Raw genomic sequence first — 24,466 nt, 5'->3', positions numbered from 1 at the left:
ATGACTTCGCAATCGACCCATACCCTGTTCAAGCCACTCGCGGACGCGCAAGGCACAGCCGCCGCGAACGTCGACATCTTGTTCAACGATCAGCCGCTCACCGTGCCCGGCGGCCGGTCCGTCGCGGCCGCCCTGCTCGCGTCGGGCGTCTCGCGCTTTCGTGCGACGCCCGTGTCCGGCGCACCGCGCGCGCCCTTCTGCATGATGGGCGCGTGCTTCGAATGCCTCGTCGAAATAGACGGCGTGCCGAGCCGCCAGAGCTGCATGGTGGAAGTGAAGGCCGGCATGCGGATTCGCTCGCAGGAAGGCGCGCGCGACCTGCCGCCCGTGACTGACGCACCGCTGGAGAACATACATGGCCGCTGATTTCGCTTCTGAAACTGTCGACGTCGTTGTGGTCGGCGCCGGTCCCGCAGGCATGAGCGCGGCGACGCGCACCGCGCGCGCAGGCCTCAAAACCGTATTGATCGACGAACAGGACGCCGTGGGCGGCCAGATCTATCGCGGCATTGGCCGTGCCGACGCGCGTCGGAAGGAAATTCTCGGCCCGGACTACGCAGCGGGTGCCGCCACTGCCGACGCGTTCGTCGCTTCCGGCGCGCGCCACGTGACCGACGCGAGCGTGTGGCAAGTCACGCGCGAGCGCGGCGTCAATTATCTGAAGGACGGCAAGATTGGCAGCTTCGACGCACAGCGCGTGATTCTCGCGAGCGGCGCGTTGGAGCGGCCCTTTCCGATTCCCGGCTGGACGCTGCCCGGCGTGCTGACCGCGGGCGCGGCGCAGATTCTCCTGAAAAGCGCGGGCGAAGTGCCAGCCGCGCCGCCTGTGCTGGCGGGCTGCGGCCCCCTGCTCTATCTGCTGGGCTGGCAATACGTGCGCGCCGGCGTGCCGATTCGCGCGCTGGTCGACACCACGCGTCATGAAGATCGCTGGCGCGCCAAGCGTCATGTGTTTGCGGCGCTGCGCGCGTGGCCGTTCCTCTCCAAAGGCTTGCAACTGATCCGCACGCTGCGCGAAGCCGGCGTGCCGATCTTCGAGGCGGCAGACGATCTGCGTGTGGAAGGGCGCATCGGCACGGATCACGTCGAGCGCGCCGCCGCGCTTCACTTCACGACCCAAAGCACGGCGCATCGCATTGAAGCCGACGTGATCTTGCTGCACCAGGGCGTCGTGCCGAACACGCAATTCACCCAGGCGCTGCGCGCCACGCACCGCTGGGACAACGGGCAACTCTGCTTTACGCCGCAAGTCGATGCGTGGGGCGAACTCGACGTGCCGGGCATCTTCGTGGCGGGCGATTGCGCGGGGATCGGCGGCGCGCAGGCCGCGGCATTGCAGGGGTCACTCGCGGGGCTCGCGGCCGCCGCGCAACTGGACGCCATCACTGCCTCGCTTCGCGATACCGAGGCCACTCAGCATCGCCGCGCGCTCGCCGACGTCATGCGCATCCGGCCGTTTCTGGACAGCCTCTATCGTCCGCGCGACATCAACCGCATTCCGCGCGACGAGACCATTGTGTGCCGTTGCGAGGAGGTCACCGCGGGCGAGTTGCGCAAGTTCGTCGAGCTGGGCTGTGTGGGACCGAATCAGGCGAAGTCTTTCGGACGCTGCGGAATGGGACCGTGCCAGGGCCGCATGTGCGGTCTCACGGTGACGGAAGTGATCGCCGAAGCGCGCCGCGTCTCGCCCGCCGAAGTGGGCTATTACCGCATCCGTCCGCCGATCAAGCCGCTCACGCTCGGAGAACTCGCCGGTGAATGACACCACCCACCTTCACGAAGTCGATGTCCTTGTAGTGGGCGGTGGACTGCACGGCACCAGCAGCGCGTTCCACATGGCGCGGCGTGGCGCGAAGGTGATCGTGCTCGAAGCCGACTACGTCGCGCGTCATTCGTCGGGCGTGAACGCGGGCGGCGTGCGCACGCTGGGCCGCCCGTTGCCCGAGATTCCGCTCGCGTTGATGTCGCGCGAAATCTGGTATCGGATGAGCGATCTGCTCTGCGAGGATGGGGGCTTCGTCCCGTCCGGCCAGCTGAAAATTGCCGAAACCGATGACGAACTCGAAGCGTGCCGCCAGCGCGTCGCGTTGCTCGAATCGCATGGATTCACGCACGAGAAAGTGATCGACCGCGAGTCCGTGCTGGAACTCGAGCCAGCGCTTGCGCGGCACGTGACGGGCGGCATCTGGGTGGAGCGCGACGGCTTCGCACTGCCCTATCGGACAACGACTGCCTTCCGACTCGCCGCGCAAAGACTGGGCGCGCGCTTTCTGGAAGGCACGCCGGTGCGCCGCATCGAACAGCGCGGCACGCGGTGGTTCGCGGTGACATCGCGTGGCACGTTCAGCGCGGAAAAACTGTTGGTCACTGCGGGCGCGTGGTCCGGCGAACTCACGAAGCAGGTGGGTGAACCGGTTCCGGTGCACCCCGAAGGTTTGATGCTGATGGTCACGCATCGTGTCGCGCCCTTCTGTCGCGCGACGCTTGGCGCAACGGGCAGGCCGCTGTCGTTCAAGCAATTCGACAACGGCACGGTGGTGATCGGCGGCAAACTGATCGGTATCGCGGACCTCGCGAATCGTCACGGCGAAGTGGATTTCGCCCGCCTCGTGCGCAGCGCGCGAACCGTGACCGATCTGTTTCCGCACCTGCGCAATCTCGGTGTAAATCGCGCGTGGGCCGGCGTCGAAGCCTTCACCGAGGATGAATTGCCGGTGATCTCCGCGAGCCGCAAGGCGTCGAATCTGTATTACTCGTTTGGCTATTGCGGCAGCGGCTTTCAGTTGGGGCCAGGCTGCGGCAAGCTCGTGTCCGAACTGATACTCGACGGCGCGCCATCGATCCCGCTCGATGCGTTCGCTATCGATCGCTTCGGCCGCGACTCGTCGTTTTCACGCACTGCGCAACTGGTCACGCACTAATCGCCTTCTTCTTTTTGCTCCGTCACGCGCGTTGAGTCGGCGCGCGACGGTTTCGTCCGACTTCAACTGGAGAGATGTTCATGACCGATATCGTTCGTATCGAAACCAATCAGCGTATGAGCCGCGTCGTCAAAGCCGGTGGCCTCGTGTTCGTTGGCGGCCAGACGTCGGCCGATCACGCACCCGACGTGAAGGTTCAGACCGCGAAAGTACTGGAGAAGATCGACGGCTTTCTGGAGAAAGCTGGCATCGACAGGACGCGTCTGGTTTCCGCGCAGGTCTGGCTTTCGGACATTAGCCGCGATTTCGCCGGTATGAACGAAGTATGGGACGCATGGGTTCCACAAGGCTGCGCACCAACACGTGCGACAGTGCAGGCGAAATTGGCCGCGCCCGAGTTGCTTGTCGAGATTGCTGTCGTGGCGCTTGCTTGAGGTGCGCTGTTAGTGCCTCAGGCTGGTTCGGCTCTTCGCTGGTCGACTGGCCTACGGAAATGTTGGAAGCGAGTTCCGCAGGCGAGCGCGCCGGTGAGTGCATTGAGTGGCCGGCTGGCTGCTCAATGCGTTTGTGTGCAGTGGACCCACAGGGGACCTTCGGATTTACCGAGAGCAGCCGTTCGCGCAAGGGATAATGCTACATCTGCCCCCTTTGTCCCCAAACCATGACCCTTACTGCTTTTGGCCCCGTCCAGACCAGTCCCAACGGGAACTCTTTCTATCTGGCAATTCCCGGTACGCGTGCCTCGCTTGTGCTCAGCCTTGCGGATCCCGATCGTCCGTCGGTGACACTGGACACCCTGCGCGACGGACAGATGGTCTCGGCCGTCGAACTGTACGCGCTACTGCCGGCCCTTGCCGACGCGCATTGGAAACCCATGGACAGCGGGGGCGTTGATGGGCTCAGGATCGGCTGGATCGACCATTTGGACGAGGTGCGGGTCACCCTCACCCTCACGGTCAACGGCACGACCCGCCAAGATATACCCGGCACGGCGTTCGTGGCCATGACGAAGGCGGCGAATGCCGTGTCGGAGGCGCTCCGCCTCGCGCGCGATGCGATGACCGGTTACTGGCTGGTGACTGCAGGCGAAAAGAAATTCACGGCTTTCGTCCGCCCCGATAACAGTTGGTGGGTTGCGGAGTTGGTGTCGACGAACGACGCTCGGCGAATCGCACGTGTGAAGGCCTATCGCACCGATGACAAACCGCTGGTGGCACTTAGAGAGTGGGCCTCCTCGCAGGGACAGCCCGTCACTATTAAGCAGGGCTAGGCCACCGTGTCCATTGACCGCTCCTGGCCGCACTGAGCCGGACGGCGACTGGCTAAGGTCGACCCTTCTCTGCCGCTCGACGCTCGGCCGTCTCAATGTCTCTTACCAAAGCTGAATCGCCGGTCGAATGACCACGCGCCGACGAGAGCGAACCGCTGCAATTGGCCGTCTATCGTCGCAGACTACCGTGCTCCGTTAAATACGGACGCAGCGCGCAAAGCGGTCGTATATGGATTTGCTTCGAACGTCACGGCCTTTGACGATGTAGATCACAAACTCGGCCACGTTCGTCGATCTCGACTTCCATCCGACTAGCCAAGGTCTCGGCCGTGCCCCCCGCGCTCGCTGCCTGGCTACCGTGGTTGGGTCCAACAACCACCTCACTCGCAGCACTCGTGAGCTCTAGCCGCGCTGGTCAGTCAAGAGTCTTTCTCGACACAAGCGGAGGAATCTCCACCCAGGTGGGTGCCCGTTTCATTTAGTCCTCGCTGCTCTTTGACGACCCTCCGCTCCAAAACCACCCAGAAGCGAGCATCCCGGCCAGATCGACCAACGCCGCGTTCAAGACCTTCTGGATCGCATGGCCGAATCCAGCTCCCGGCCCACGCTACGAAACAGCGGACACGCAAGTGCCGACGTGTCCCAGGCATCCGGCTCGCAAAGAGCTGAATTGCGGGTTGAGTCCTGTCTTTTTCGAAGCTTCGCTTCGCCGGGTAGCGGCCTAAGCTTTGGTTCAATGTTCTGCACTGAAACAACGAGAAAACAGCGATGTCCACACGACTTCACCGGGTGTCTCGCACGGTCGGCCTTGCCCTTGCCGCCGTGACATTGGTCATGTCTGGCACGGTGCTAGCCAGACATCCCACCCCGTTCACCTCGTTGTCCGCCGACGATCAGATTTTCATCAAGTTGCATGACGCTGCACGCGACAACGATCCCGCGCGCGCAGCGCACCTGGCAAGCTTGATTCCGAATTATCCGGCGCCGGCTTATCTCAGCTATTTCCAGATCAAGCCGCGTCTGTTCACCGGCGCGGGGCATGCGAATCTCGACGCGCCGGACGCACCGGTGCTGTCATTTCTGCAACGCTACGACGGACAGGCGATTGCCGACCGTCTGCGCAACGACTACCTTCGCGTGCTCGGGGCGCGCCACGACTGGCACGATTTCGATTCGCAATATTCAAAGTTCGTCCTGGACGACGACACGCAGGTGAAGTGCTATGCGCTCGAGTCCCGTGCCACGCGAGGCGAAAATGTGGCCAACGCGGCGCGGGCGCTGCTCGTCGAGCCGAACTGGTACGGTGACGGCTGCGTCGATCTGATCACCGCGCTCGTCCGTAACCAGCAGTTCACTCCGGACGATGGGTGGCAGCTGATTCGCCAGGCCTATGAACAGGGCGCGAGGACGACAGGCGGCAGACTGGTCGATGCGCTGGGCGCGGCGCGCCCGGATCAGCGGCTCCTCGAGCAGGCGACGAACCAGCCACGCCTGTTGCTCGCGAAAGGCATCCAGCTGGACGCAGCGTCCCATCAACTCGCGCTGCTCGCCATCACACAGTTGGCGGTCGGCGATCCGGAGGCCGCCGAGGCCACCTTCACCGCAATCGCACCGTCGCTCACCCTGGCAGAACGGGCTATCGGTTGGGGCACGATCGCCTATCAGGCGGTGCTCAGGCAGCTACCGGGCGCGGTGAACTGGTACCGGCTCTCGGCGAACGCGCCCCTGTCGAGTCAGGCCTACGAGTGGCGCACGCGCAGCGCGCTGCTGGCCGGGGATTGGACAATGGTGCGCTGGTCGATCGAGCAGATGCCGGCCGCGCTGCGCGCACAGCCAGCATGGGTCTACTGGTACGCGCGCGCGTTGAAGCAGAGCAGCGAGGTAGCGGCAGCCGACCAGGAATTCCGAACGATCGCGGGTAACTACACCTTCTATGGCCAGTTGGCCTCCGAGGCGCTCGGCCGGCAGATCGTGATCCCGCCGCAGACCAAGGTGACCGACGAAGAAGTTGAGCGGGCTGGCCGGACACCAGGCTTCGAGCTGGCAGAACGCTTTTACGCGCTGCACCTGCGTACGGAAGGCAACCGTGAGTGGAACTGGCAGCTACGCGGCATGACTGACCGACAACTGCTCGCAGTCGCCGAGTACGCGCGTCGCATCGAGCTTTATGACCGGGCTGTGAGCACTGCCGACAGGACGCAGACGGAACATGATTTTTCGCTGCGCTACCTGGCGCCATTCCGCACGATTGTCGAGCGCGATACGCGGTCCACCGGGTTCGACGTCGGATGGGCGTATGGCCTCATTCGCCAGGAGTCGCGCTTCATTATCAATGCGCGCTCGGAGGTTGGCGCGGGCGGCCTGATGCAGGTGATGCCGAACACCGCTGACATGGTCGCGAGGAAGATCGGGCTCGGTACGATCTCGCGGGCCAGGATGAACGACATCGACACGAACATCCTGCTTGGCACGTCCTATCTATCGATGATTTACAACCAGCTTGACCGTTCTGCCGTGCTCGCGACCGCCGGCTATAACGCCGGCCCTGGGCGCCCGCGTAAGTGGCAGGCCAACCTGCCGCGACCGGTGGAAGGCGCGATTTTCGCGGAGACAATTCCGTTTAACGAAACCCGCGACTACGTCAAGAATGTATTGTCGAACACGGTTTACTACGCGGCGCTGTTTGATGGCCACCCGCAATCGCTGACTGAGCGGCTTGGCCAAATCGAGCCCCGATGATATCGTCCGCGACGCTGATCCGTGGATCGCTCGGGTGCAGTAAGTGCGGCTGCATACGCGACACTGTATAACGATCAGTCGCCATGTCTTTCGAGCAGTATTGCCAGAATGTGGAGGGCATCCGCGTTCGGAGTACGACGGCCATTCTCAGATCAAGCCGGATGACAGTTGAACGACGGAGACGGTCGTTCGCACTCGAGAGGCATATGTCCGCTTTGGGGTTGTTCAAGGGCCAGTCGGATCGGTGCGAATGCGGGGGCCTACCCGTTCAGTCGCTAACTTGACCATCCCTTCGCATGAACGGAAATCGTCATGGGCTATTTGCCACATGGTGCTCAAACACGCTGAGAGAGCGTCGTCACGAAGAAATCAGTTACCAGCCGCACACGGGCTGGTACAAACCTACGCTTTGGCCAGATGAGGCTGACGTCTCTCGCTTCATTCATAAACGGATCGAGCACGGTAACGATGTCTGGATGCTGGAGTTCACCTACCAACGACGCCCGGGAAAACATGCCTATGCCTATACCAGCAAGCACCCCGGAAAGAATCGTCTCCATACTGTTCGAAGAAAGATTACCGCTCACGGGCACGCTAAATTCTCCTTTTGGGCCGCCAAAAGCCCAATTCGTCATCTCGTCGTAGACAAGACAATTGTGATTGACAAGATCCTCCGGGACCGTGGGCGCCTCGTGTCGAGCAAAATAACGGCGAGACCCAACACATACCAATGAAGTGCCCGTCACCCGTTTCACCACCGCATCCGGATCGTGCACAGGACCGACTCTAATCGCTAAATCGATCCCGTCCGCAAGCAGATCTCGGACGCTGTCCGAAAGACCAAGATCCAACTTGATCTTCGGATGAAGTGCCAACAATTGTGGGATCAGCGGAAGGACATGAAGCCGGCCAAATGTAGAGGGCGCAGCGATCCTGACAAGACCGGAGACTTCCAGCGAGCTGCTGGTTAGCTCCCCGTCCGCTTCGTCCATTTCCTCGAGAAGCGGCTTGATACGGTCATAGTATTTTCGCCCTTGATCGGTCAACGTCACACTGCGCGTGCTCCTGTTTAAAAGCAGCACACCGAGCCGCTTCTCCAATGCACTGATGGATTTGCTCATTCCAGATTGCGAATCATCAAGCCGGCGCGCGGCAGCGGAAAAACCACCCGCTTCTACAACCGTGATGAAAGCGGTCAATTCATGAAATCGATCCATTCCATTTCCTTGGCGAGCTTGGCGGGGCCCGCATGAACCTTGCCAGGAATCGACTGCGGACCTCCCGGGGGGCAGATCGACCTATTCTTTCAAAGAATGGTACCTATGAAATATTTGCCCATTATCAATCTTAACCGACCAAATTAGTATCGATGCGTGCCCGATCAATCGGTCGAACGACAGCAGAAGCTGGCGTGGCAACACGTTTTTTACCAAAACAATGCGTCACAGCCGCCCAAGCCCATCGAGCACCTTGAAACCCCTGTTGGAAGGAACGCCGCTCATCGATTTTTTGGTCGATAAGTTGCGGCGCTTCCTGGATCAACAACGAAACTACTGATCAAATAGGACTAGAGCCATGAGCACCGCAATAAATCATCGAGAACATTCGTCATCGCCCTTCCTGAGCCTCTCAGGAAAAAAAGTGGTGGTGGTTGGCGGGAAAACAGGAATTGGCCTTGGAATTGCGCAAGCGGCGTATGCAGCGGGTGCGTCCGTGATGGTCGCAAGTCGGCGTATCACCTCGGCGGAGGAACGTCGGGATTTGGCTAATTTCGAACAGGTGACCTTGGATATCTGCGATGAGGCAGCGGTGAGAAAGGCCTTTGACAACATAGGACCATTCGACCATCTCGCCGTCACAGCAGGGCCCGATTTGGGGACCTGGGGGACTTTCATGGACGACGATATGCGCGGCGTCCGAAGCTATATAGAAAATAAGTTCCTCGGCAGTTGGGCCTGTGCGCGTTATGCAGCGCCCCACCTGAGAGCCGGCGGCTCGATTACCTTCCTTACCGGTGGCTTGGCAGCGCGACATAAGAGCGGCTTCAGCGCTGTCACCTCTGCGTTTGTCGCGGTGGAATCCTTATCGGGCTCACTCGCACTCGAACTAGCCCCTACTCGAGTTAACACGATACGTCCCGGCTATGTCGACACAAACTTGTGGCGCGTCATGTCCGATAACGAGCGCGAGGCATTGAGAGCAAAAGTACGTGAGTCCTTTCCGGCGCGACACGCAGGCACAGCAGATGATATTGGACACGCTGCGCTGTTCCTGATGATCAACCGTTATGTAACCGGCACCGTCATCGAGGTATCAGGTGGTGAGAACCTGGTTCCCAGCGTTTTCTAACGAGAATCACGGCTTCTTTAGCTCCGGTCAAGGAAGGTAGCGCAGCGACCGCGGCCGCCCGCATCGAGGCCATGAAACATTAGCTCTACGGCACTATCGATCGATAACGGACAGGGCCGCTTTGCGGATCCGTTTCCTTCAGTCAGGTCATTGCACTAGTTGTGGCCGTTCTCGAATTACCAACGGTCACTTGCCCGTCGTGCGCACTGCGCGTCGGCAGGCGCCGGAAACAGCGTCCCGACTGTCGGAGGAAGCCTCTGCAAACGAGCGGGCCGGCTGCAGCCGGCCCACGGTGATGGTGCTATCGGCTTGCAACGGCCTGAGGATCGGCGGGTTGCCACCCCCCGCCGAGCGCTTTGAATGCGGCGATCGCTGCGCGCGCCGATTCTGTTTGCGCCTGCACCCGCTCGTCGGATGCGCTCAGCAAGTTCTGATCGGCCTGCAGGACTTCGATCAGGCTGACGACACCTTTCTGGTAGGCCGCAAACGAGGCGGCTCGCGCCCGGCCGAGCGAGCTCACACCCTGCGCGAGAACGGCGGCCTGCTCCTCGCGCTTCACGAGTGCAGAGAAAGAATTCTCGACGTCCTCCGTTGCGTGCAATGCGGCAAGCCGGTACGCGGCGAGCATCTCGGCGTCCTGGCCTTTGGCCTCATTGATCTGGGCATTGATGCGGCCGAAATCGAACAGACGCCAGCGCAGCCCCAGCACGCCAGCGGCCTGACCGGCGCCGCTACTGAACAGGTTGCCGCTGGCCACTGAAGTGGCGCTCCCGATCAGTCCACTGAGTGACAGCTTGGGGTAATACTCAGCGACTGCCACGCCGATACGCGCGTTCGATGCAGCAAGGCGGCGCTCGGCCACGATCAGATCGGGCCGACGCCTGAGCAACTCGCCAGGCGATCCGGTGCCTGCGATTCGCGGGGCGGCCGGGATATCGCCGCCCTCGATGAGTTCCGCCCGATGCGTGCCGGGCTGTGAGCCCAGCATCACATCCAGCGCGTTCATCGCCGCATCCAGCCCCGCCTCGAGGACCGGGATGGACGCCTGAACCTGCGCAAGCGCGCCTTCAGCCTGGCTCACCTGAAGGTCGGCCGCCAGGCCTTTCCCATACAGAAGCTTGATGGTCGAGAGCAGATCCTGCTGCGTCTGCAACTGCTTGCGGGCCACCTGCAGACGAGCCTGCAATCCACGAATGGTGATGTAGATGTCGGCCGTCTGCGCTGCCACAGCCAGGCGCGCGGCCATCTCGCCGGCCTCTGAAGCCTGATAATCGGCAACTGCCGCTTCCCGCCCGCGACGCAGGCCACCAAACACATCCAGTTCCCAGCTCGCGTTGAAATTGGCCTCGTAGTCGTTGCCGTAGCGATCGAAACCAGGCGTTGAGTTCAGGACGCGTCCCAGCGGAGTTTCAACCGACTGGTAGACCCGGGCCGCCTGGCCACTAACATTGCCAGAAGGCAGCAGCGCGGCATTCGCCGCGCCAAGTCCTGCACGCGCCTGCACGACGCGAGCGGATGCCTGCGCGAGGTCGAGGTTCTGCTCCAGCGCAAGCGCGACGAATCGCGTCAGTTGCGGATCGCCGAAACCCGTCCACCACGTGACCAGGTCTGCGCTCGCCGCCGCCTGCCGGTGATCTACCGCAGCCTGGCCCTGGAAATGGTCCGGCATGGCTACATCGGGCCGGACATAGTCGGGGCCGACAGCGCAGGCCGCCGAGAGGCTGGCGACAATGACCGCAGCAAGGAGGTGTTTGGGTAGCATGAGCGTCTTAGCGAAGTTCCGGATGTGACTATAATACCAAATAGTCACTCGTTGTCCATTCCTGTATGCTATGCCCATGAAAAACACCACCACTTCCTCCGCCCCCGCGCGTGGCCCGGCTGATCACGAAGTGCGGGACCAGATCGTTGCCGCCGCCACCGAGCACTTCAGCCGGTATGGCTACGAGAAAACGACGGTCTCTGACCTTGCCAGGGCGATCGGGTTTTCCAAGGCCTACATCTACAAGTTCTTCGAATCCAAGCAGGCCATTGGCGAGATGATCTGCGTCAACTGCCTGCGCGAAATCGAAAGCGAGGTCCGGACAGCCGTCGCAGAGACCGATCTGCCGCCGGAGAAGCTGCGACGGATCTTCAAGGTCTTTACCGAAGCGAGCCTCAGGCTGTTTTTCCGGGACCGCAAGCTATACGAAATCGCAGCATCGGCCGCCACGGAAAACTGGCAGGCGGTGCAAGCCTATGAGGCACGTGTTCAGAAGCTGCTCCAGGAAGTTCTGCAGGAAGGTCGGCAAAGCGGAGACTTCGAACGCAAGACGCCGCTGGACGAAACCGCGATGGCAATCTACCTGGTGCTGCGCCCGTACCTCAACCCGCTACTCCTGCAGTACAACCGCGACACCACCGATGTCGCGCCTGCGCAGCTGTCCAGCCTGGTTCTCCGAAGTCTGTCGCCCTGACGCGATCAACACTAGTGACTCTTGACTAATTTGGTCACTAGAACCATAATGAAAGCCGTCATCACTTCATCGATGGGACTTTCATGTTCTCGCGTCGCTTCGCCACCTCCGCACTCGCCTGTGCGCTGCCGCTTGCGCTAGCGGCCTGCGGCGAAAAAGCACCGTCCGATCCGCGCACCGAGGTGCCGCTGGTGCGCACGGCCATCGTTCAGAGCGCCGTCCCCGCAGCCCGTTCGTTTACGGGGACTGTCGCGGCTCGCGTGCAAAGCGACCTGGGTTTCCGTGTTTCCGGCAAGGTGCTGGAACGGCTTGTGGATACCGGCCAAACCGTCAAACGCGGCCAGCTGCTGATGCGCCTCGATCCCATCGATCTCAAGCTTGCCGCGCAGGCCCGGCAGGAGGCGGTCACCGCCGCGCGGGCGCGGGCGCAGCAGACCGCGCAGGATGAGGAGCGCTATCGCGACCTGCGCGGCACGGGTGCGATCTCGGCTTCGGCCTACGACCAGGCCAAGGCGGCCGCCGATGCCGCCAGGGCGCAGCTCAGCGCGGCCCAGGCCGACGCCGACGTGGCGCGCAATGCGACGGACTACGCCAATCTGGCCGCGGACGGCGATGGCGTCGTGATGGAAACGCTGGCCGAACCGGGCCAGGTCGTCAGCGCCGGACAGCCCGTGGTGCGCCTGGCCCATGCCGGGCGCCGCGAGGCCGTGATCCAACTACCGGAAACTCTGCGCCCCGCCATCGGTTCGGTCGCCCATGCGACCCTGTTCGGCAACAGCGGCGTCAGCGTGCCAGCCACGCTGCGCCAGCTCTCGGATACGGCGGATCCGCGTACCCGCACATTCGAAGCGCGTTATGTATTGCAGGACGCGCTCGCCGACGCGCCGCTAGGTGCAACCGTCACGATCGAGATACCGGACGCACGCGTGGCGCTCCAAGGCGGCATGCAGGTGCCGATCGGCGCGGTGCTCGACGCGGGCAAAGGGCCCGGCGTGTGGATCGCCAACGGCGAGCCGGCCAGGGTTGCATGGCAGCCGGTGACGGTCCTTCACCTGGACGACGACAGCGCGCGCGTGTCCGGTGCGTTGAAGCAAGGCGATCGCGTCATTGCGCTCGGTGCCCAGTTGCTGCGCGAAGGCGAGCAGGTCCGCGTGTCCGGCCAGGCCGTCGCGATGGCAAACGAAGGAGCACGTCCGTGAGCGAAGGCCGATTCAATCTGTCGGCGCTCGCCGTGCGCGAGCGTTCCATCACCCTGTTCCTGATCTGCCTGATCTCGCTAGCCGGGCTCCTGTCGTTCTTCAAGCTGGGTCGCGCCGAAGACCCGGCGTTCACAATCAAGGTGATGACCATCATCACCGTATGGCCGGGGGCCACTGCGCAGGAAATGCACGACCAGGTCGCCGAAAAGATCGAAAAGCGCATGCAGGAGCTGCGCTGGTACGACCGGACCGAAACCTACACACGACCTGGCCTGGCATACACAACGCTGACGTTGCTCGACAGCACACCGCCGTCGGAAGTGCAGGAGGAGTTCTACCAGGCCCGGAAAAAAATCGGCGACGAAGCAGCTAACCTTCCGGCTGGCGTGATCGGGCCGATGGTCAATGACGAATATGCTGATGTCACGTTTGCGCTCTTCGCACTGAAAGCCCGGGGCGAACCGCAACGGCTGCTCGTGCGCGATGCCGAGACGCTGCGGCAACGGCTGCTGCATGTGCCGGGCGTGAAGAAGGTCAATATCATCGGCGAGCAGGCCGAGCGCATCTACGTCCAGTTCTCGCATGACCGGCTGGCAACGCTCGGTGTCAGTCCGCAGGACGTATTCGCCGCGCTCAATGGCCAGAACGCCCTGACGCCGGCCGGCTCCGTGGAGACCAAAGGTCCAGAGGTGTTCATTCGCCTGGACGGCGCCTTTGACAACCTGCAGAAGATCCGCGACACGCCGGTCGTCGTGCAGGGCCGCACGCTGAAACTGTCGGACATTGCCACCGTCGAGCGCGGTTATGAAGATCCGGCGACATTCATGATCCGCAACGACGGCGAGCCCGCGCTGCTGCTGGGCATCGTGATGCGCGACGGCTGGAACGGGCTCGATCTCGGCAAGGCACTGGACAGCGAGGTCGGCGCAATCAACGCCGGGCTGCCGCTGGGCATGAGCCTGACAAAGGTCACCGATCAGGCCGTCAACATTCATTCGGCGGTCGACGAGTTCATGCTCAAGTTTTTTGTCGCCCTGCTGGTGGTCATGCTCGTGAGCTTCGTGAGCATGGGCTGGCGCGCAGGCCTGGTGGTTGCCGCCGCTGTCCCGTTGACGCTGGCCATCGTGTTCGTGGTGATGGCCGCGACAGGCAAGAACTTCGATCGCATCACGCTGGGATCCCTGATCCTGGCGCTGGGCCTGCTGGTGGACGACGCGATCATCGCTATTGAAATGATGGTGGTGAAAATGGAGGAAGGCTACAGCCGTGTGGCCGCCTCTGCCTATGCCTGGAGCCACACTGCCGCCCCCATGCTGTCGGGCACGCTGGTGACGGCCGTGGGCTTCATGCCCAACGGCTTCGCGCGGTCCACCGCGGGCGAATACACCAGCAATATGTTCTGGGTAGTCGGCATTGCACTGATCGCGTCCTGGGTCGTTGCCGTGTTCTTCACGCCCTACCTCGGCGTGAAGATGCTGCCCGACTTCAAAAAGGTCGAAGGTGGGCATGACGCGATCTATGACACGCCGCGCTACAACCGCTTCCGCCAGTTGCTGACGCGCGTGATCGCGCGCAAATGGTTGGTCGCCGGTTCGGTCGTTGGCCTCTTTGCCCTGGCCATCCTCGGTATGGGTGTGGTCAAGAAGCAGTTCTTCCCGATCTCCGATCGCCCCGAAGTGCTGGTCGAAGTGCAGATGCCCTACGGCACATCGATTTCGCAGACCAGCATCGCCACGCGAAAGGTGGAGGCATGGTTGTCTGAACAGAAGGACGCCAGGATCGTCACCGCGTACGTCGGGCAAGGTGCACCGCGCTTTTTCCTGGCGATGGGACCGGAACTGCCCGATCCGTCGTTCGCAAAGATCGTGATCCGCACGGACAGTCAGGAGGCGCGCGATGCACTGAAGGCGCGACTGAGGCGAGCCATCGCCGATGGTCTTGTGCCCGAAGCGCGCGTGCGCGTCACGCAACTCGTGTTCGGGCCATATTCGCCGTTCCCGGTCGCCTATCGCGTCACCGGTCCGGACCCGGACAAACTGCGTGGAATCGCGGCTCAAGTCCAGCAGGTGATGGAGGCCAGTCCGATGATGCGCACGGTCAACACGGACTGGGGCACGCGCTCACCGACGCTGCACTTCACGTTGCAGCAGGATCGTTTGCAGGCGGTGGGATTGACGTCCAGCGCCGTCGCGCAACAGCTGCAGTTCCTGCTCACCGGCGTGTCTGTCACCGCCGTGCGTGAGGATATCCGAACCGTGCAGGTGATCGCGCGCTCGGCCGGCGATGTGCGTCTCGACCCTGCCCGGCTCGGCGACTTAACGCTAGCCGGCGCCAACGGGCAGCGCATTCCGCTGTCGCAGGTCGGCAAGGTCGACGTGCGGCTGGAGGAGCCGATCAAGCGCTGGCGCGACCGCGTGCCGACGATCACGGTACGTGGCGACATTGCCGAAAATCTGCAGCCACCGGACGTATCAACGGCAATCACCAGGCAGCTTCAGCCGATCATCGCGAAGCTGCCGACCGGCTACCGGATCGAGCAGGCTGGCTCCATCGAGGAATCGGGCAAAGCGACGACTGCGATGCTGCCGCTGTTCCCGATCATGCTGGCGATCACGCTGATCATCATCATTCTCCAGGTTCGCTCGATCTCGGCGATGGTGATGGTGTTCCTGACGAGTCCGCTCGGCCTCATTGGCGTCGTTCCGACATTGATCCTGTTCCGGCAGCCGTTCGGCATCAATGCGCTGGTCGGTCTCATCGCGCTCTCGGGCATCCTGATGCGCAACACGCTGATCCTGATCGGGCAGATTCACCAGAACGAACATGCCGGGCTGGATCCGTTCCATGCGGTCGTCGAAGCCACTGTGCAGCGGGCGCGCCCGGTGATTCTCACGGCCATGGCGGCGATCCTGGCATTCATCCCGCTGACGCATTCGGTGTTCTGGGGAACCCTCGCCTACACGCTGATCGGCGGCACGTTAGCCGGAACGATTCTCACGCTGGTGTTCCTACCGGCCATGTTCGCGATCTGGTTCAGGATCCGCCCCGGCAGCCCTGTGGGTTCGCACAAGAGCCGGAATCACCAGTCTTCGCGCTCCGAACCGATGACCCAGGATGCGCTCGACGCGCGTTGAAACACCATCAAATCACCAAACGGAGCTTTTCATGTCGCATTCCACGGTTGTCGTTGTGACCGGCGTGTCATCGGGTATCGGACGCGCCACCGCCGAGAGGTTTACGAGGCGAGATTGCCGCGTGTTTGGCACAGTGCGCAGCATTGCAAAAGCGGTGCCTATCTCCGGAGTCGAGCTTGTCGAGATGGATGTTCGCGACGATGCTTCGGTCCAGGCCGGAATCCAGTCCGTCATCGAATGCACCGGGCGAATCGACGTCCTCGTCAATAATGCGGGAACGAGCCTGATCGGTGCCGTGGAGGAAACTTCGGCTGCCGAGGCCTTGTCGCTGTTCGATACCAACGTCTTCAGCATTCTGCGCACGACGCAGGCAGTACTTCCCCATATGCGTGCACAACATGGCGGAAGGATCATCAATGTCAGTTCGGTGCTCGGGTTCTTGCCCGCCCCCTACATGGGACTCTACTCCGCGTCCAAGCATGCCGTCGAAGGGCTGACCGAGACCCTGGATCATGAGGTGCGCCAGTTCGGTATCCGAGTATCGTTGGTCGAGCCGTCCTTTACCCGCACAAATCTCGATGTCAATGCACCGGAGGTGAGTTCGAAGATCGCCGACTATGATCGCGAGCGGGTCCTTGCATCAAGTGCAGTCGTCAACAGTGTCAATGGCGCCCCCGCGCCCGACGGCGTAGCGAAGACAATCGTTGAAGCGGCGCTCGGTACCTGGCGTATGCGTCGCACGCCGGCCGGCGAAGCATCCCTGTTGCGCAAATTGCGGCGCTTCATGCCCTCCGGCCCCGTGGATGCAAGCTTGAGGAAAACATTCGGGCTCGCGTGAAATCCTCTCTCCCGCCGCAACGTGCATCACGTTCGCGGGCCTGCCCTGCGCCGACGAGTGATTAGCTTCAGCCGTCCATGGTCATGACAACTTCGGCGCCTTTCAACCACGGCCCGCAGCAGCACGGAACTCTTTGCAACCGAGCCCGTACGCACCCGGAACCGCACATATGGAAAGTCAGAATTTCGAGTCGTCGATGCTCGCAATCGGAGAAATCTCCGCTCTCGCGCTCAACCATTTTTTCGCCCAGCGCGCAATGCGCGCTTTATGGGCTCATTTCGACGAAGCGCTGCGGGATACCGACGTCAACGCATCCCAGTTTTGTATGCTCGCCTTGCTACATCTACGCGAACCAATGGTTTTCGGCGACATGGCAGCAGAACTGGCAATGGACCGATCGAACCTGTCGGCCAATCTGGCACCATTGTTCCGTCGCAAGCTCATCTCATCGATCACCCACAAGGGAGATCGGCGGACACGTCAGCTCGCCGTGACGACCGAGGGACGAAAAGCTGTGGCTTCCGCAATGAGCCCCTGGATGCGAGCTTATCAGGATACCTTTGCGTTTTTGAGACTGATTGATCTTGATTCAATGCGTGATCGTTTCCACGTGATTCGGGATTTGAAAAGGCTCGACGACCTGAACGACGCCAGCGGCGCTCCTGCTCGCCCGGAATCTCGACTGCTGCTGCGCAATGACTAGCCTGGTGAACTACAAGACGGCCCGACAGCCCGGAGGATCATCGTGACTGACATACGTCGGCCGCGTCAATCCAGTTCGGAGCACGGGGGAATCGGCGCGAAGGGGCAGTCGCGTGACCATCAGCTCGAAGAGACCTACCGGGCTTGGTGCGAGCCGATGGAAGCGCGCATTGTCGGCCCGAGTCTTTCAGCAACACCTATCAAACGGCCGGTTGCCGGTGTGCAGCGATCGCCTTGATGTCCAATCGACGCTGCCGGCGAATGACTCTTGGTGGCCGACTGGGGCCTCACACCTATTCGGGTCCGTCAAAATCGTGACGCATTGAGCAAACCGGCTTTATATAGACTTAATTCGAAAACAAACGGTCCAACTGCCTCAAGTGACGTCGAATCATATTCGCCCACCTGGTAGGCAAAATTTTCCCAGACGTAGGATTCGCGATCGCGCCGCACGAGGGCCGAATATGCGCCGCAGCCAACATCGCCGCACTCTGGGCAGATGTAAAGCAGCACACGCTTTCCGTTCTCAGGCGGAGCGTCGAGCAGCGTCGCGCGAATACGCTCGCATGCCTCTGCATACCCACTCACAAAGCAACCCATGAAATCGGAGTGTCCTCCAGCATTTTTCACCAGCATTGACCCGGAACTGCCAGTCGGCGCCGCCACAGGAACGACTCCTTTGCATTCGGTAGCGGCCGTATGCACAGTCCGCTCTCTCGGGTCAAAGTTTCGAATCCGATTCAGAATCAACTACGTCATATATCGCGGGTATTGGAACCGGAAGGGTTCGCACTTTGCGCTCAGTGCCAACTACTTCATGCGTTCTCTGGTGATCGGGATACCTGCTCACGAAGCGTCCTACGCAAGTCCAGACAATCGCGAGCAGCTTCTTTCGAGGGCAGGACTAGACCGTCAGTCTGCGAAGACCGCCACGTGCTTCCGGATGAACGCCTCGACGGTCATGGGCGGGGTGCCCGTTAGTTCCTCGACCAGCGTATTGGTACCGGCGAAAACGCCATTTTGATAGTCGACAGCGACAGACAGGAGATGCTGTGAAAATGCATCGCTAAATTTCGAATCGGTATTCAAACGCTTTTCGAACATATCGAGGTCAATCGGCTGGTACTTCACTTCCCGGCCCAGAACCTTGCTCATTTCATCAGCAATCTGATGGTGGTTCATCTCGACGGGGCCGTATAGCGGGTAGACCTTGCCAGCGTGAGGAGCTGGATCACGAAGAATCGCAGCGATGACGCGCCCCTGGTCTTCGGCTGCAATCGGTGCATGACGCCCGTTACCAAAGGGCAGCCTCAACGTTCCGTCCTTTTTGACGTTTGCAACCTGGCCGGGATAAGTTAACCATTGTGCGAAGAACGTCGGGCGAATGTGGGTGACCGGGATTCCCGACCAGTCAAATACCCTCTCCGAGATCCAGTGGTCACGTGCGGCGTGACTCGTTGCGTTCCTGCGAGCGGAAATTTGCGACATGTTCACGATCCCGCCGATTCCAGCCTCCCGGGCCGCCTGAGCAAAATAGACGCTCGCCTGTATTCCCCCTGCTTCGATTGGATAGACAAAGTACGCGGAAAAAATGCCCTCGAGAGCTTGTGCCACGTCGTCCAGACTGGAAAGGTTACCGACCAAAACCTCGACTCCACGCGACTTCAGTCGTTCCGAACGTTGGTCCTCCTTCCGCACCAGCGTGCGTACCTTTTCACCGGCCGCTACAAGTGCTTCGGTAGCTGCTCCACCGGTATCGCCTGTCGCTCCGGCAACAAAAATTTTCTTATCAGACATTTCGAACACTCCACGCTGTAGGGAAAGGGCTGTTGGATCTGTGGCACGTCGGGGTGCTTGATTAACCTCATGCGAGGAAGCTTTGCCTCAGCCAATCGACGAACTGGTTCACTTCGACCGGGAAACGTTCACCCGGCCGGTCCACCCGCTACAACCCGCTTGTCTTAAGCCACGCACGAATCGCTTGGACAAGCTCAGCCTTGCGCTCAAGCGGAAGCCAGTGGCCAGCGGGCAGGTTCGTTATGGAAAGGTCGGCACAGGCGCTGCGCATGGGTTCTCCGAGGCGACTGCGGTTGATGTCGCAGATTGCGTCCCAATCACCGTTGACGAACAAAACGGGCTGGCGTAGCTGGCCGCCTTTCGGCGCTGTGCGCGCGTATGCAATGTTGGCGGTGTCGTTCAGGTACCAGGCATTGACCGAACGGAAACCACTGACATCGAACGCATCGACCAGCGCGTCAAAGTCGATGGGCGTCCAGAGCGCTGGATCAGGCGGCGTCGCCGGGGCGCGATGCGCCGAGCCATAACGCCCGCCGTTTTTTGTGATCAAGGCGGACGGAGAGACCTGGCCGACAGACGCAGGATTGCCGCGCCGATAGAGCGACGCGAGCGTTGCCGGGGTGTCCGCCTCGAAATCGCTAACCGTCTGACTGAAGTGCGTCAGGTAAAAGCGGAAGTAATCCCACTGCCCATCCGGATATTGATCCGCAGGGTACAACTGACGGTCGATCAGCGGCACGAGATTGGGCAGCGCGAAGCCCTCCGGAAAGTAAGGGACTGAGATCAGCACCACGCCGCGACTGCGCGCCCCGTGGTGCGCAGCGAGCGCTCCGGCCACCGGGCTTCCCCAGTCGTGGCCAACCCAGATTGCCGGGCGTGCCCCCAAATGGTCGTGCAGTTCGACCATGTCGTGGACGATCTCGTTCAAGGCATAGGCCTCGGAAGCGGCCGGCGCCGATGAGCCGCCATAGCCACGCATATCCGGTGCAACGCAGCGCCAGCCTTCGGATGCGAACGCCTCGATCTGCGCGCGCCACATCAGGCCGATCTCGGGCCAGCCATGGAGGAGAATCATCAACGGCCCATCGGCCGGGCCAGCCGCCAGGTAGCGCGTTGTGTGGCGCGGCGAGCTGAAGGTATGCACGGTCAGGTTAGGGACGTTATCTGCACTGGCACCGACGACTACCGTGCCGCCGGCAGCGCCAGACCCAGACCCAGACCCAAAAGCTGTCTTACTCATCAACAGACTTGCACCAAAGGCGGTTCCATTGGCGAGCAGAGTGCGGCGTGACATAGCTGACATAGATACCTTCCCCAACCTGCTGCTCGTTCATATAGGCCGCAGCGGTGTCGATCAGCCGGTATCCGTTTGCGACTGCCGATCTGACCGCAGCTACGGTCTTCTCAGGCTCGCTACGAAACACCCCAAGTCCGAATGCGGGCATCTCGATTCCATTGTTCAACCTGTACACGGGGCTTTTGCCTGTCACCATCGTTAAATCCGTTTCAGTTGGATGTAGTTCTTGCCGGCGCGGCTGCTGCAAAGTGCGTGGGATCGGGTGCCATCACGCAGGATAGATGTCCCTTCCTCGTATCAATCCCAGCGCGAGTCAGGTGGTCGTTACGGTTTGCAGAAACTTCACGAGTTGCTCATTGACCACATCAGGGGCTTCGTGTTGTACCCAGTGGCCCACATTGTCGAGTTCGAGACCGCCAATGAGACTGGGAACGCCGGAGCGCATCTGGTCCATGGTCAGCGGATAAAGCTCTTTCAAGCCATCCGCCTTCCCCCAGATGAAAAATGAAGGCTGGGTAATCCTGGCGCCCTTCCAAGGAGCGGACAGGTAGAAGTACGGTTCAGCGGCCCGATAGTAGTTCAGGGCACCGTGAAAGCCGGTGCGCTGAAATTCCGCCACGTTATAAGCGACGTAATCAGGCTCCGCCCATGACGGTAACGGTCCGGGGGCCGCACGGTGAAGGCTGCGTGCCGGATCCATCGGACTCCACCGCTTGTCTGCGGGAGCGGAGCCCGATGCCCAGTACAGCATTCCTGGAATGGTCACCGTGGCGTCGGCCAGATCTGATCGGCGTCTGGCCGGATCTGTTCGAACATGTAGAAATCATCCTGGTGGCCGGACCTGCGCATCTTCTCGAAGACGCTGACATCCCCACGAGGAACGAATGGCACGCTCAGACAGAACACGGCCTTGAATCGATCGGGACGCATCAACGCTGCTTGCCACACATGCGTTGCACCCCAGTCATGACCCACAAGGACAGCGCTTGGAATCTTCAACGCATCGAGCAGGCCAACCAGGTCGCCGACCGTTTGCAGTGGCGTGTACAAGGTTGGGTCCGTCGGCGCCGAACTGCGTCCGTAGCCGCGCATATCGGGAGCAATTGCCCGATATCCGGCAGACGCCACCGCTTTCATCTGCCGGCGCCACGTGTAGGAAGTGTCCGGAAACCCGTGGCAGAAGAGTACGGCTGGCCCATCTCCCTGTTCGGTTACGTGCATGGTGATGCCATTGGTATTGACGTCGTACTCCTTGATACCCGGTACGCCGCCGGTTCCAGGACTTTGCGCCTGCGCCCCGCGATCCAGCAGCAGGCTTGCACCAAAGGCCGTCCCGCTCGCGAGGAACGCGCGGCGCGAGATAGAGGGTGCAGGAATAGACACTGTTCCAGAGAGGTTGCTTTCCATAGGGGTTTCTCGATTGGTCCGATGTGAGACTCGGGAATCCGCTAATGGTAGAAGCCCTCAACGAGGCAGGAGGGACGTATTTCCGACAATTCTGGCCATGCTGGCGCGGCCACTCTTATCGGCATCGGGATCGCTGGTTAGAATCACAGCTCAGCAGGCGACGGCTCGCGCCAGGCGCCAGCGCGCAGGACGTAACGTTATGTCCTGCTATTTTCCGGGACCTATCATGCTGCGCATTGGCTACATCGTCGTTCCAGGCTTCCAGGTCATGGTTTTCGGCGGACTAACAGTGTTTGAGCTCGCAAACCGACTGACCAAGGAGCCGTACTACGAGATACGTCTGATATCTGAAAGCGGTGGGCCGGTTCAAAGTTCTCTCGGATACTCCGTCATGACGGATAGTTTCGCTGAAGGTGGGTTCGATACGGTGATCATCGGCGGCGTCATCACTGGCGCGTACCCGGCGAGCGCCGCGCTGATTGAATATTTAAGAGGCGCGGTGAAAAACACCCGGCGCGTTGCCTCAATGTGCACGGGTGCGTTCTTTTTGGCTCAAGCCGGCGTTCTGGACGATCGGCGTGCCACGACTCACTGGGCACACGCGCGCGAATTGCAGACGACGTATCCGAAAGTCAAAGTCGAAGAAGATCGGATATTTATCGTGGATGGTCCAGTATGGACATCCGCGGGCATGACTGCGGGGACCGATCTTGCGGTTTCGATGGTGGAAAGAGATCTTGGTGCAAAGGTAGCGCAAATTGTCGCCAAGCGAATGGTCATGTTCCATCGACGTGCCGGCGGACAGCTACAGCACTCCACACTGCTGGACCTCGATGCAAAAACTGACCGGATACAAACCGCGCTGGTCTACGCGAAAAGCAATTTGCACACCCCACTGACGGTAGACAGCGATTGATGCGAAATTCTGGACCGTGCGCCGTGCTCATGACAGCTAGGGTGAGGGATTCGCGATTGACGCAAGCATTATCAAGGCGGACGCGAGTCCTGCGCGCGGAGTGCCGGGAACAGAGCCTATCGACTGGGGACGTGTCGAGGGGCGAAGCCGCGCTGTGCGGGAATATCTTGAGGCACTGGAACAAACCAATCCGGTGGAGGCAGATACGTCCGAGCCAGCAGCCTCACCAACGCCTCCTAAGAAGATATCCCTGACCGATCCTTCTGCACGATGGACGGCCGCACCGGGTGGTCCCGCGTTCTTTGCCTACTCGACGAATTACCTGATTGATCTGCAGGCAGGGATCATTGTGGATGTTGAAGCGACGCCGGCGAACCGGTCACAAGAGGTCGAATCAACCAGGACAATGATCAATCGTGTTGAACACCAACGGGACCTGAAGCCTCGCCGACTGGTAGGTGACACCGCATACGGCACAGCAGCGCTGCTCGGCTGGATGGTTGAAGAGAAACAAATTGAGCCACACGTCTCGGTCTGGGATAAAACAACGCGTAAGGACAATACGTTCTCCCGCAGCGAATTTATCTGGAATGAGCAGGCCAACGAGTATCGATGTCCTGCGGGGAACGCGCTACGTAGCGACTGGCGTTCATTCGGGAATCCCCGCACACACGTCACGAAAGCCGACACCATCGTGTACCGAGCGAGCCAGATGGACTGTGACGGCTGTTCGATGAAGGATCGATGTTGCCCGAATACGCAGTTTCGCAAAGTCGTGCGCAGCATCCATGAAGCCGCACGTGATGAAGCGAGGCGCATCGCGGCGACCCCGGAATACAAACAGTCGCGCCGGCAGCGAAAGAAGGTGGAAATGCTCTTCGCTCACCTCAAGCGCATCCTCAAACTCGATCGCTTGCGACTGCGTGGTCCAAACGGTGCGCATGATGAGTTTCTGATGGCAGCAACTGCGCAAAATCTGCGAAGAATGGCCAAATGGCTCATGCCTGAAGGTAAGCAGACAAACCAGGCAGCTACATGACGAGAAACGGAGCGCATCGCACGTTGCAAGACCGCCGTCTCGCTGAACTCTCCAACTCGAAACGTACTGCCAAAAACCCGCGCCCCAAACCAAAACGCGACTTTTTCAACAGAATCGGCCGCAAGCTGACAGCTAGGCTATGGAGGCTACCGCCCCTCGTGTTCGTCTGCCTCGCCGTCGCGGAGTATCCGCAGCACGGCGTTTGCTGAGTGTTGCCCTTCACGACAATCACTTAACGAAGGAAGCAATTCGGGTGAGGGCGAAGAAGTGGCCGCGGCCGTATTGGCAGGCTGATCGCCGTTACTCCGCGATTGAAAAGCGCGCCGGGCGGCGTTGCGGCGATTTGGTGGTCCGCTCAACGCGCGGGCTGGCGCCGCGGATGAAGAGGATCGCGCAGATAGC

General features: G+C 61.0%; 22 protein-coding genes and 1 pseudogene. 15 read left to right on the top strand and 8 right to left on the bottom strand.

What is annotated here, in order from left to right:
• From BM438_RS42920 to BM438_RS42895, 6 genes are all read left to right on the top strand, one after another.
• Positions 1-366 (top strand): (2Fe-2S)-binding protein, encoded by a 366-nt coding sequence (locus tag BM438_RS42920; RefSeq protein WP_093647361.1) that lies wholly within the window; start codon positions 1-3, stop codon positions 364-366.
• Positions 356-1,762: an NAD(P)/FAD-dependent oxidoreductase gene (locus tag BM438_RS42915; RefSeq protein ID WP_093647359.1), complete on the top strand. Its 1,407-nt coding sequence runs from the start codon at positions 356-358 to the stop codon at positions 1,760-1,762. The genes BM438_RS42920 and BM438_RS42915 overlap by 11 nt, the downstream gene beginning before the upstream one ends.
• A complete protein-coding gene (locus tag BM438_RS42910) occupies positions 1,755-2,921 on the top strand; it encodes an NAD(P)/FAD-dependent oxidoreductase (RefSeq protein WP_093647356.1) in 1,167 nt (388 codons plus the stop codon). Before BM438_RS42915 ends, BM438_RS42910 begins: the two co-directional genes overlap by 8 nt.
• 80 nt (positions 2,922-3,001) lie before the next feature.
• Complete coding sequence (locus BM438_RS42905; protein ID WP_054041348.1) at positions 3,002-3,355, top strand: RidA family protein; 354 nt, start codon at positions 3,002-3,004, stop codon at positions 3,353-3,355.
• 227 nt (positions 3,356-3,582) lie between these two features.
• A complete protein-coding gene (locus tag BM438_RS42900; protein WP_093647354.1) occupies positions 3,583-4,191 on the top strand; it encodes a hypothetical protein in 609 nt (202 codons plus the stop codon).
• Positions 4,192-4,959: 768 nt separating this feature from the next.
• Positions 4,960-6,930: a lytic transglycosylase domain-containing protein gene (locus BM438_RS42895; RefSeq protein WP_093647352.1), complete on the top strand. Its 1,971-nt coding sequence runs from the start codon at positions 4,960-4,962 to the stop codon at positions 6,928-6,930.
• 335 nt (positions 6,931-7,265) lie between these two features.
• On the opposite strand, the gene BM438_RS42890 is transcribed toward BM438_RS42895, so the two are convergent.
• Complete coding sequence (locus BM438_RS42890) at positions 7,266-8,147, bottom strand: LysR family transcriptional regulator (protein WP_093647351.1); 882 nt, start codon at positions 8,145-8,147, stop codon at positions 7,266-7,268.
• 358 nt (positions 8,148-8,505) lie between these two features.
• On the opposite strand from BM438_RS42890, the gene BM438_RS42885 reads away from it, so the two are divergent.
• A complete protein-coding gene (locus BM438_RS42885) occupies positions 8,506-9,279 on the top strand; it encodes an SDR family oxidoreductase (RefSeq protein WP_093647350.1) in 774 nt (257 codons plus the stop codon).
• Between the two features lie 301 nt (positions 9,280-9,580).
• Here BM438_RS42885 and BM438_RS42880 read toward each other — a convergent pair whose 3' ends face one another.
• Positions 9,581-11,041, bottom strand: a complete 1,461-nt coding sequence (locus BM438_RS42880; RefSeq protein ID WP_093647347.1) for an efflux transporter outer membrane subunit — start codon at positions 11,039-11,041, stop codon at positions 9,581-9,583.
• Between the two features lie 76 nt (positions 11,042-11,117).
• On the opposite strand from BM438_RS42880, the gene BM438_RS42875 reads away from it, so the two are divergent.
• The 6 genes from BM438_RS42875 to BM438_RS45225 all read left to right on the top strand — a co-directional run bounded on the left by BM438_RS42875 (position 11,118) and on the right by BM438_RS45225 (position 17,846).
• The gene (locus BM438_RS42875; RefSeq protein ID WP_093647345.1) at positions 11,118-11,735 is read left to right on the top strand and encodes a TetR/AcrR family transcriptional regulator; all 618 of its coding nucleotides are present in this window, start codon (positions 11,118-11,120) and stop codon (positions 11,733-11,735) included.
• A gap of 83 nt (positions 11,736-11,818) precedes the next feature.
• Positions 11,819-12,934, top strand: a complete 1,116-nt coding sequence (locus BM438_RS42870) for an efflux RND transporter periplasmic adaptor subunit (RefSeq protein ID WP_093647343.1) — start codon at positions 11,819-11,821, stop codon at positions 12,932-12,934.
• Entirely contained in the window at positions 12,931-16,068 is a 3,138-nt protein-coding gene (locus BM438_RS42865; protein WP_093647341.1) for an efflux RND transporter permease subunit, read from the top strand. Before BM438_RS42870 ends, BM438_RS42865 begins: the two co-directional genes overlap by 4 nt.
• Before the next feature lie 31 nt (positions 16,069-16,099).
• Entirely contained in the window at positions 16,100-16,906 is an 807-nt protein-coding gene (locus BM438_RS42860) for an oxidoreductase (protein ID WP_093647339.1), read from the top strand.
• A gap of 169 nt (positions 16,907-17,075) precedes the next feature.
• The gene (locus BM438_RS42855; RefSeq protein ID WP_054041336.1) at positions 17,076-17,609 is read left to right on the top strand and encodes a MarR family winged helix-turn-helix transcriptional regulator; all 534 of its coding nucleotides are present in this window, start codon (positions 17,076-17,078) and stop codon (positions 17,607-17,609) included.
• 42 nt (positions 17,610-17,651) lie between these two features.
• The gene (locus BM438_RS45225) at positions 17,652-17,846 is read left to right on the top strand and encodes a hypothetical protein (protein WP_143131868.1); all 195 of its coding nucleotides are present in this window, start codon (positions 17,652-17,654) and stop codon (positions 17,844-17,846) included.
• Between the two features lie 68 nt (positions 17,847-17,914).
• Here the strand turns inward: BM438_RS45225 and BM438_RS42850 are convergent, their stop codons facing one another.
• The 6 genes from BM438_RS42850 to BM438_RS45820 all read right to left on the bottom strand — a co-directional run bounded on the left by BM438_RS42850 (position 17,915) and on the right by BM438_RS45820 (position 22,109).
• Entirely contained in the window at positions 17,915-18,274 is a 360-nt protein-coding gene (locus BM438_RS42850; protein WP_143131867.1) for a hypothetical protein, read from the bottom strand.
• A 246-nt stretch (positions 18,275-18,520) separates the two neighbouring features.
• Positions 18,521-19,405: an NmrA family NAD(P)-binding protein gene (locus BM438_RS42845; RefSeq protein WP_093647335.1), complete on the bottom strand. Its 885-nt coding sequence runs from the start codon at positions 19,403-19,405 to the stop codon at positions 18,521-18,523.
• A gap of 148 nt (positions 19,406-19,553) precedes the next feature.
• A complete protein-coding gene (locus tag BM438_RS42840) occupies positions 19,554-20,645 on the bottom strand; it encodes an alpha/beta fold hydrolase (RefSeq protein WP_093647333.1) in 1,092 nt (363 codons plus the stop codon).
• Positions 20,638-20,898 carry an aldo/keto reductase gene (locus BM438_RS42835; protein WP_093647331.1) on the bottom strand — a complete coding sequence of 87 codons (261 nt, stop codon included), beginning with the start codon at positions 20,896-20,898 and terminating at the stop codon, positions 20,638-20,640. The genes BM438_RS42840 and BM438_RS42835 overlap by 8 nt, the downstream gene beginning before the upstream one ends.
• A 117-nt stretch (positions 20,899-21,015) precedes the next feature.
• A complete protein-coding gene (locus BM438_RS45825; protein ID WP_167378550.1) occupies positions 21,016-21,402 on the bottom strand; it encodes an alpha/beta fold hydrolase in 387 nt (128 codons plus the stop codon).
• A 62-nt stretch (positions 21,403-21,464) separates the two neighbouring features.
• Positions 21,465-22,109, bottom strand: coding sequence for an alpha/beta fold hydrolase (locus BM438_RS45820; RefSeq protein ID WP_167378549.1), 645 nt, complete (start codon positions 22,107-22,109; stop codon positions 21,465-21,467).
• Between the two features lie 226 nt (positions 22,110-22,335).
• Between BM438_RS45820 and BM438_RS45815 the strand changes: the two genes are divergently transcribed.
• Positions 22,336-23,025, top strand: a complete 690-nt coding sequence (locus BM438_RS45815; RefSeq protein WP_167378548.1) for a GlxA family transcriptional regulator — start codon at positions 22,336-22,338, stop codon at positions 23,023-23,025.
• Between the two features lie 40 nt (positions 23,026-23,065).
• A pseudogene (locus BM438_RS42820) lies at positions 23,066-24,064 on the top strand (transposase); the annotation flags it as partial.
• Positions 24,065-24,466 lie beyond the last annotated feature (402 nt).

This window comes from Paraburkholderia aspalathi (genome assembly GCF_900116445.1).
GTDB lineage: Bacteria > Pseudomonadota > Gammaproteobacteria > Burkholderiales > Burkholderiaceae > Paraburkholderia > Paraburkholderia aspalathi.
Note: the sequence above shows the minus strand (reverse complement) of the source record. Positions and strands in the feature narration are given on the sequence as shown.

Coding starts and splice junctions, on each gene's coding strand:
- BM438_RS42880 (WP_093647347.1), bottom strand. CDS start 11,041: ATGCTACCCAAACACCTCCTTGCTGCGGTCATTGTCGCCAGCCTCTCG.
- BM438_RS42920 (WP_093647361.1), top strand. CDS start 1: ATGACTTCGCAATCGACCCATACCCTGTTCAAGCCACTCGCGGACGCG.
- BM438_RS42870 (WP_093647343.1), top strand. CDS start 11,819: ATGTTCTCGCGTCGCTTCGCCACCTCCGCACTCGCCTGTGCGCTGCCG.
- BM438_RS42855 (WP_054041336.1), top strand. CDS start 17,076: ATGGAAAGTCAGAATTTCGAGTCGTCGATGCTCGCAATCGGAGAAATC.
- BM438_RS42885 (WP_093647350.1), top strand. CDS start 8,506: ATGAGCACCGCAATAAATCATCGAGAACATTCGTCATCGCCCTTCCTG.
- BM438_RS42915 (WP_093647359.1), top strand. CDS start 356: ATGGCCGCTGATTTCGCTTCTGAAACTGTCGACGTCGTTGTGGTCGGC.
- BM438_RS42890 (WP_093647351.1), bottom strand. CDS start 8,147: ATGGATCGATTTCATGAATTGACCGCTTTCATCACGGTTGTAGAAGCG.
- BM438_RS45820 (WP_167378549.1), bottom strand. CDS start 22,109: ATGGAAAGCAACCTCTCTGGAACAGTGTCTATTCCTGCACCCTCTATC.
- BM438_RS42905 (WP_054041348.1), top strand. CDS start 3,002: ATGACCGATATCGTTCGTATCGAAACCAATCAGCGTATGAGCCGCGTC.
- BM438_RS45825 (WP_167378550.1), bottom strand. CDS start 21,402: ATGGATCCGGCACGCAGCCTTCACCGTGCGGCCCCCGGACCGTTACCG.
- BM438_RS45815 (WP_167378548.1), top strand. CDS start 22,336: ATGCTGCGCATTGGCTACATCGTCGTTCCAGGCTTCCAGGTCATGGTT.
- BM438_RS42845 (WP_093647335.1), bottom strand. CDS start 19,405: ATGTCTGATAAGAAAATTTTTGTTGCCGGAGCGACAGGCGATACCGGT.
- BM438_RS42875 (WP_093647345.1), top strand. CDS start 11,118: ATGAAAAACACCACCACTTCCTCCGCCCCCGCGCGTGGCCCGGCTGAT.
- BM438_RS42860 (WP_093647339.1), top strand. CDS start 16,100: ATGTCGCATTCCACGGTTGTCGTTGTGACCGGCGTGTCATCGGGTATC.
- BM438_RS42900 (WP_093647354.1), top strand. CDS start 3,583: ATGACCCTTACTGCTTTTGGCCCCGTCCAGACCAGTCCCAACGGGAAC.
- BM438_RS42895 (WP_093647352.1), top strand. CDS start 4,960: ATGTCCACACGACTTCACCGGGTGTCTCGCACGGTCGGCCTTGCCCTT.
- BM438_RS42835 (WP_093647331.1), bottom strand. CDS start 20,898: ATGGTGACAGGCAAAAGCCCCGTGTACAGGTTGAACAATGGAATCGAG.
- BM438_RS42840 (WP_093647333.1), bottom strand. CDS start 20,645: ATGAGTAAGACAGCTTTTGGGTCTGGGTCTGGGTCTGGCGCTGCCGGC.